6 protein-coding genes and 1 pseudogene are annotated in these 6,429 nt (G+C 67.0%); 5 read left to right on the plus strand and 2 right to left on the minus strand.

Going from position 1 to position 6,429, the window contains the following annotated elements:
- Window positions 1-75 precede the first annotated feature (75 nt).
- On the minus strand, window positions 76-1,446 hold the full coding sequence (locus BM297_RS20340; protein WP_092435412.1) for a flavin-containing monooxygenase: 1,371 nt from the start codon (window positions 1,444-1,446) through the stop codon (window positions 76-78).
- 408 nt (window positions 1,447-1,854) lie between these two features.
- Here BM297_RS20340 and BM297_RS22205 point away from each other — a divergent pair.
- The 4 genes and pseudogenes from BM297_RS22205 to adhP form a co-directional block, all read left to right on the plus strand.
- Window positions 1,855-2,025 (plus strand): annotated as a pseudogene (locus BM297_RS22205) (LuxR C-terminal-related transcriptional regulator); the annotation flags it as partial.
- Window positions 2,008-2,439, plus strand: a complete 432-nt coding sequence (locus BM297_RS22210; protein ID WP_342742297.1) for a PAS domain-containing protein — start codon at window positions 2,008-2,010, stop codon at window positions 2,437-2,439. The pseudogene BM297_RS22205 and the gene BM297_RS22210, both read left to right, overlap by 18 nt.
- Window positions 2,440-2,938: 499 nt before the next feature.
- On the plus strand, window positions 2,939-3,268 hold the full coding sequence (locus BM297_RS20350; protein WP_092435418.1) for a hypothetical protein: 330 nt from the start codon (window positions 2,939-2,941) through the stop codon (window positions 3,266-3,268).
- A 163-nt stretch (window positions 3,269-3,431) separates the two neighbouring features.
- Window positions 3,432-4,460, plus strand: a complete 1,029-nt coding sequence (adhP, locus tag BM297_RS20355; protein ID WP_092435421.1) for an alcohol dehydrogenase AdhP — start codon at window positions 3,432-3,434, stop codon at window positions 4,458-4,460.
- A gap of 42 nt (window positions 4,461-4,502) precedes the next feature.
- Here the strand turns inward: adhP and qhpR are convergent, their stop codons facing one another.
- The gene (gene qhpR, locus BM297_RS20360; RefSeq protein WP_092435424.1) at window positions 4,503-5,570 is read right to left on the minus strand and encodes an AraC-like transcriptional regulator QhpR; all 1,068 of its coding nucleotides are present in this window, start codon (window positions 5,568-5,570) and stop codon (window positions 4,503-4,505) included.
- A gap of 383 nt (window positions 5,571-5,953) precedes the next feature.
- Here qhpR and BM297_RS20365 point away from each other — a divergent pair.
- The coding region (locus BM297_RS20365; protein WP_139231101.1) for an aldehyde dehydrogenase family protein at window positions 5,954-6,429 on the plus strand (476 nt) is incomplete at its 3' end.

Genomic DNA, 6,429 nt, shown 5'->3' on the forward strand with positions numbered 1-6,429 from the left:
CGACCTCGGGGCGAAGCTCTCTGGCTCCTGGCGGGCCTGTGGCCCGCATCGTCGCGAGGGCGCGCCTCCCACAGGTCAGCCGACGACCTTGAGCTGCTTCTCGGCTTCGTCCGCCAGGTAGGCGGCCATCGAGTCGTCCAGCGCGTCGAGCCAAGGGGTGTGGTGCGGGGTGGCCAGGGTGCCGGTCATCAGCGAGCGGTGGCACTTGTTGCGGTAGCCCATGATGTCCTCGTACTTGTCGTGCTTCCACTCGAGGAAGGTCTGGTTCACCGCGGCGATGTCGAAGCTCGGGTAGTCGGTGGCGTCGATCAGCTGCTGGATGTACTTGCCCTGGAACTCGAACATTTCCCTGGCGTTCTGCAGGGTTTCCTCCTCGGCGCGCCAGGCGAGGTTCTCGGCGTGCATCGCCTCCGCGCTGGGCAGGGCGATGCGGCCGAGCAGCACGTCGCGCACGTACCAGGCCTGGGCGTCGAACATGTTGAAGCTGTACCACTGATCCTGCATGCCCAGGTAGATCATCTTCGGGTTGGCTTCCCAGAACACGCCCTTGTACAGGTTGAGCGGCCACAGGCGGTTGTCGGTCTTCAGGCACAGCTCTTCGGGCAGAAACGGGAAGTGGTGTTTGTAGCCGGTGCACAGGATCACCGCGTCGATGCGCTTGTGGCTGCCGTCGGCGAAGAACGCGGTATGCCCCTCGACACGCTCGAGCAGCGGCTTCTCCTCCCAGTTGGCCGGCCACTGGTAGCCCATCGGCGCGCTGCGGTAACAGCTGGTGATCGAGCGGGCGCCGTACTTGTAGCACTGCGAGCCGATGTCCTCGGCGGAGTAGCTGCTGCCGACGATCAGCACGTCCTTGCCCTTGAACTCCAGCGCGTCGCGGAAGTCGTGGGCGTGCAGCACGCGGCCGCCGAAGCTCTCGAAACCCTGGAAGTAGGGCACGTTGGGGGTGGAGAAGTGGCCGCTGGCGCAGACCACGTAGTCGAAGGTTTCCGCGTAGGTTTCGTTCCTGGTGTAGTCGTGCACGCTGACGGTGAACAGGCCGCTGGCCTCGTCGAAGCTCACCTGGCGCACCGCGCTGTTGAAGCGGATGTAGTCGCGCACGCCGGCCTTCTCGACGCGGCCCTTGATGTAGTCCCACAGCACCTCGCGCGGCGGGTAGGAGCCGATCGGCCGGCCGAAGTGCTCGTCGAAGGTGTAGTCGGCGAATTCCAGGCACTCCTTGGGGCCGTTCGACCACAGGTAGCGGTACATGCTGCCGTGCACCGGCTCGCCGTTCTCGTCCAGGCCGGTGCGCCAGGTGTAGTTCCACATGCCGCCCCAGTCCTGCTGCTTCTCGAAGCAGACGATCTCGGGAATCTCGGCGCCCTTGGCCTTGGCGGACTGGAAGGCGCGCAGCTGGGCGAGGCCCGAGGGGCCGGCGCCGATGATGGCGATGCGAGTGGTCATGGTCTTCTCCCAAACGGTGAAAGTCGCGGTTTCTTGGGAAACAAAATTTCCCGATGGGAATGACGGTACTGCAGTGGCGGCGCCGGGAAACTCTCCCGGTGGAGGTACGCCATTGGGGGTAGGGGCTGCTCGGGGCGCTCGCGGACAACGTGGACAGACCGTGATGGGGCAGGGCGCTTCGTCATGGTGCAGGCGCCGGGAGCGCAGGAGGCTATTCGCTGCGGGAAAGATACTTTCCTGCTGGTTTTGCGGGTTATTGACCGAGGGGGCATGGAACTTGCTGTGCTCGAGCAGCGATCTTTTCTGCGAGGGAGAACCCATGGCGCCTCAGCCGATCACGCGCGTTTGCCTGCCAGGGAGGGGGCGATGAGCGAGCACACCCACCTGGCGCAGCCCGATGGGCTGGCCGGCCTGACCGAGCGCGAGCGGCAGACCCTGGCGCTGATCGCCGAGGGGCTGAGCAACAAGCTGATCGCCCGCCAGCTGGGCATCAGCGACGGCACGGTGAAGGTCCACGTCAGGCATCTGCTGTGCAAGCTGAGCCTGCACTCGCGCCTGGAGCTGGCGGCCTGGGCCTATCGCTGCGGAGGCAACCTCGAGGTGCCGGCGCAGGGACCGCAGGCCCTGCCGGTCAGTCCGCCCGGCCTGGGCAACCTGCTCGATGACCTGCCGCTGATGGTCTATCGCTGCCGCAACGATCCGCAGTGGAGCATGGCCTACGTCAGCGCCGGCTGCCTCGAGTTGACCGGCTATAGCGCCGCGCAACTGCTTGGTGGCGGCGGGCTGACCTACAGCAGCCTGATCCATCCTGGCGACCGCCGCCACGTCTGGTCGTCGGTGCAACGCGGCCTGCAGGAAGTCCGCGCGTTCAGTTTCGGCTACCGGCTGCTGTGCGCCGATGGCAGCGAGCGGGTGGTGGAGGAGCGTGGCTGCGGCATCTACGCGGACAACGGCGAGGTGCTCGGCCTGGAAGGGGTGGTGATGGCGCGTTAGCGAGGCCGTCGCCCTGTCCGCTACCTTGGAATGGTGGCTACCAGTACTTTTGTAGTGCGACAAAAAATTCACTACAAAACTGTTGACGAGGGCCTTCCGAAATTGCAGGATGAAGCCACTCCCAGACGCGGGAGCCCTGGAAAGGGGCTTCGGTGTCTCTCCGGCCTACCAGCCGGACCTTTCGTGCTTGTACTGCCCACAAGGCGGACTGATGAAGTTGACCGGCATGCTCGTCTCCGGGACGGGAAGCGCTGGTGATACGTCCTCACGGTGTCTGCCATGGCCTGCTCGGTGTGGTGTGGAACATCCTCTGGCGTTCGCCTCCCGCTCTCTCCCTGCGTTCCTGCCCCAGGCTTCAATGCTCTGCTACCTGTAGTTGCGCTCGGATCAGTGCTACATCAGGCCAGATTGAGATTCGAACCCACGAACAATTCGCCAGACGGCGGGCCGTTCGGGGAACCCAAATTCAAACTCGATCAAATCCTTAGGGGCTCAAACCATGAATCTGAACAAACAATCCACTCCCGATGAACTGGCTCGACTGTTCGCCGCCCGCAAGGACAAGCACAGCAGCCACATCCTCTGGGTCAGCGAATCCGGCGAAGTGCACCTCGACAGCCTGGCGCCGGAGATCGACGAGAAGCAATTCGAACAGCGCACCCCCGGCATTCGCGCCCGCCTGCGCACCTACCACTGCGGCAAGGGCTACGTCGGCAAGAAGGCCGCGGCGGACAAGGACTTCATCGGTCGCGTCTACCAGACCCTGCAGCAGGAATGGCCGGCTGTGCGCAGCAAGCCTGAGGTTTCCTACATCGATCGCTACTGCTGATCCAGGCTGACCTAGCCACAGCGCGCACCTGCCAACGCCTGGCCCCGCAAGGGGTCAGGCGTTTTTGTGTGCGTTCATCCGCATTCCGTCCTCAGCCCTGGCGAGCCGCCCAGATCGGGCTTTACTGAACGGGTCATCCATCCGCTCGACGAGGGCCACCATCATGGCCAAGACGATGAAGGCGGCCGTTGTCACCGCATTCGGCAAGCCCCTGGAAATCCGCGAAGTGCCGGTACCCACCCCCGGTCCCGGCCAGCTGCTGGTGAAGATCGCCGCTTGCGGCGTCTGCCACACCGACCTGCACGCTGCCGAGGGCGACTGGCCGGTCAAGCCGCAACCGCCGTTCATTCCCGGCCACGAGGGCGTCGGCCACGTGGTCGCCGTGGGCGCCGGGGTCACCCATATCAAGGAGGGCGACCGGGTCGGCATCCCCTGGCTGCACTCCGCCTGCGGCCACTGCGAGCACTGCCTGGGCGGCTGGGAAACCCTCTGCCACGCGCAGAGCAACACCGGCTACTCGGTGAACGGCGGCTTCGCCGAATACTCCCTGGCCGAGGCCGAGTACGTCGGCCGTCTGCCGGACAGCGTCGGTTTCGTCGAGATCGCGCCGATCCTTTGCGCCGGGGTGACCGTCTACAAGGGCCTGAAGATGACCGACACCCGCCCCGGCCAGTGGGTGGCGATCTCCGGCATCGGCGGCCTCGGTCACATGGCCGTGCAGTACGCCCGCGCCATGGGCCTCAACGTCGCCGCCGTGGACGTTGACGACGCCAAGCTCGACTTCGCCCGGCGGCTCGGTGCCAGCCTCACCGTCAACGCCCGCCAGCAGGACCCGGCGGCTTTCCTGCAGAAGGAAGTCGGCGGCATGCACGGCGTGCTGGTCACCGCCGTCTCGGCGAAGGCCTTCGAACAGGCGCTGGGCATGGCCCGCCGCGGCGGCACCATCGCCCTCAACGGCCTGCCGCCCGGCGAGTTCAGCCTGTCGATCTTCGACATGGTGCTCAACGGCACCACGGTGCGCGGCTCCATCGTCGGCACCCGCCTGGACCTGCAGGAAGCGCTGGACTTCGCCGGCCAGGGCAAGGTGCACGCCACGGTCGCCAGCGAGCCGCTGGAAAACATCAACGACATCTTCGCCCGCATGCACAAGGGGCAGATCGAGGGCCGCATCGTCCTCGACCTCGGCGCCTGAGCCAGCCGCCGGCGGGATGGCGGGAGAAGGGGCGCTCGTCGCTCAGTGCGCGGCGCCCTGGCGCCACTGCCGCGGGCTGACGCCGAACCAGCGGCGGAAGGCGCGCGAGAAGGCGCTGGTTTCCGAGTAGCCGAGCAGTGGCGCCAGCTCGGAAATCGGCAGCTGCTGCTGGCGCAGGTAGTGGGTGGCCAGCTCGCAGCGCACCTTGTCGACCAGCTGGCTGAAGGTCAGGCCCTGCTCGCGCAGGCGGCGCTGCAGCGACCAGCTGGCCAGGCCCATCTGCTCGGCGATGTCCTCCAGGCTCGGTTCGCCGGCCAGCAGCTGCTGGCGCACCTGGGCGCGGGTGTCGTCGACGATGTTCGGTGCCTCGCGCCCGGCCAGGCTGAGCTGGCGCAGCGAGTCCTGCATCACCAGCAGCAGGGTCGGGTTGTGTTCGGGCATGGCGCGGCCGAGGTCGCGCTTGGGGATGAGCAGCGAATTGCACGGCTGCTCGAAGTACACCGGGGCGTCGAACACCTTGCAGTGCTCGTGCCAGTGCTCCGGGCGCGGGTGCTCGAAGTGCACCGCGCGCGGCGCCCACTGGCTGCCCAGTACGTGGCGGATCAGGTTGAGGGCCATGCCCAGGGTCAGCTCGGCGTCCTGGCGGCGGACCAGGATGGCGCCGTGGCGCACCTGGTAGTCGAAACGGTAGCAGTCGCCCGCGTCGACCAGGCGGATCAGGCTGTTGCGCTGGTGCAGGGGGAAGGCGCGGGCGAAGTTGATCAGCGCCTGCTCCAGGGTCGCCGAGCACAGGCCGATGTAGCCGAGCAGGCCGAGCTCCTGCGGCTTGAACTGCTGGCCGTAGTACAGGCCGAAGTTGTCGCAGCCGGACTGGCGCGCGGCTTCCTCCAGCACCTGGCAGTAGTTGGGCAGCGCCAGGCTCAGGGTCGGGTGCTGCAGCAGCTCGGGGTCGATGCCCGAGACGCCGAGGATGCGGTCGGGGTCGCCGCCGTGCCTGTCGATGAAGGTGCACAGGCCGCTGGCGGCGGCGGCCAGCACGCCGGTGTGGCGCGGGCCGTTGGCGAACTCCGGGACACCGGCCGGGCCGGCAGGGGTGAGCAACGGGCTCATGGTGGAACTCTCTGCAGGAACAACCGGCAATTTGAAGCAAGTTTCACGCCGGGGGCCCTTGATGTTCCGCAGAGCGGCGCCTGGCGCGGCCTGGACGCCGGCGCCGGCCGCGCACTGCACTACGGCGGGGCAGGAAACGGGTCGTTCGGGAACACTCGGGCCGGATCGGGGCAGGCGACTTGACCCCAGGTGACATGCGATCCGTTCCCGCGAAAAAGTTGACTGCAGACGACAGCGCCCCTCGCCGACGGTCAAGTCAGGCGCGCGGCGCCGGCGCATGATCGACCGCAAGCCGCAGCGATGTGCGGCGGGCAGCCCGTGGTTGCCCGCCGCCATCCCGGGCGCATCCACAACTACAAGAATCGTCGTTTCGGAGAAGCCGCATGATCTACGCACAACCGGGCAGCGCAGGCGCCATCCTTTCCCTCAAGCCGCGCTACGGCAACTACATCGGTGGCGAGTTCGTCGCGCCGCTCAACGGCCGCTACTTCACCAACACCTCGCCGGTCACCGGCGAGGTGATCGCCGAATTCCCGCGCTCCGATGCTTCCGACATCGAGCTGGCGCTGGACGCCGCGCATGCCGCCGCCGACGCCTGGGGCCGCACCTCGGTGCAGGACCGCTCCAACCTGCTGCTGAAGATCGCCGACCGCATCGAGCAGAATCTCGAAGTGCTCGCCGTCGCCGAGACCTGGGACAACGGCAAGGCCGTGCGCGAGACGCTGAACGCCGACGTGCCGCTGGCCGTCGACCACTTCCGCTACTACGCCGGTTGCATCCGCGCGCAGGAAGGCAGCGCCGCCGAGATCAACGAGCACACCGCCGCCTACCACTTCCACGAGCCGCTGGGCGTGGTCGG

Source organism: Geopseudomonas sagittaria (assembly GCF_900115715.1).
Classification (GTDB): Bacteria; Pseudomonadota; Gammaproteobacteria; order Pseudomonadales; family Pseudomonadaceae; genus Geopseudomonas; species Geopseudomonas sagittaria.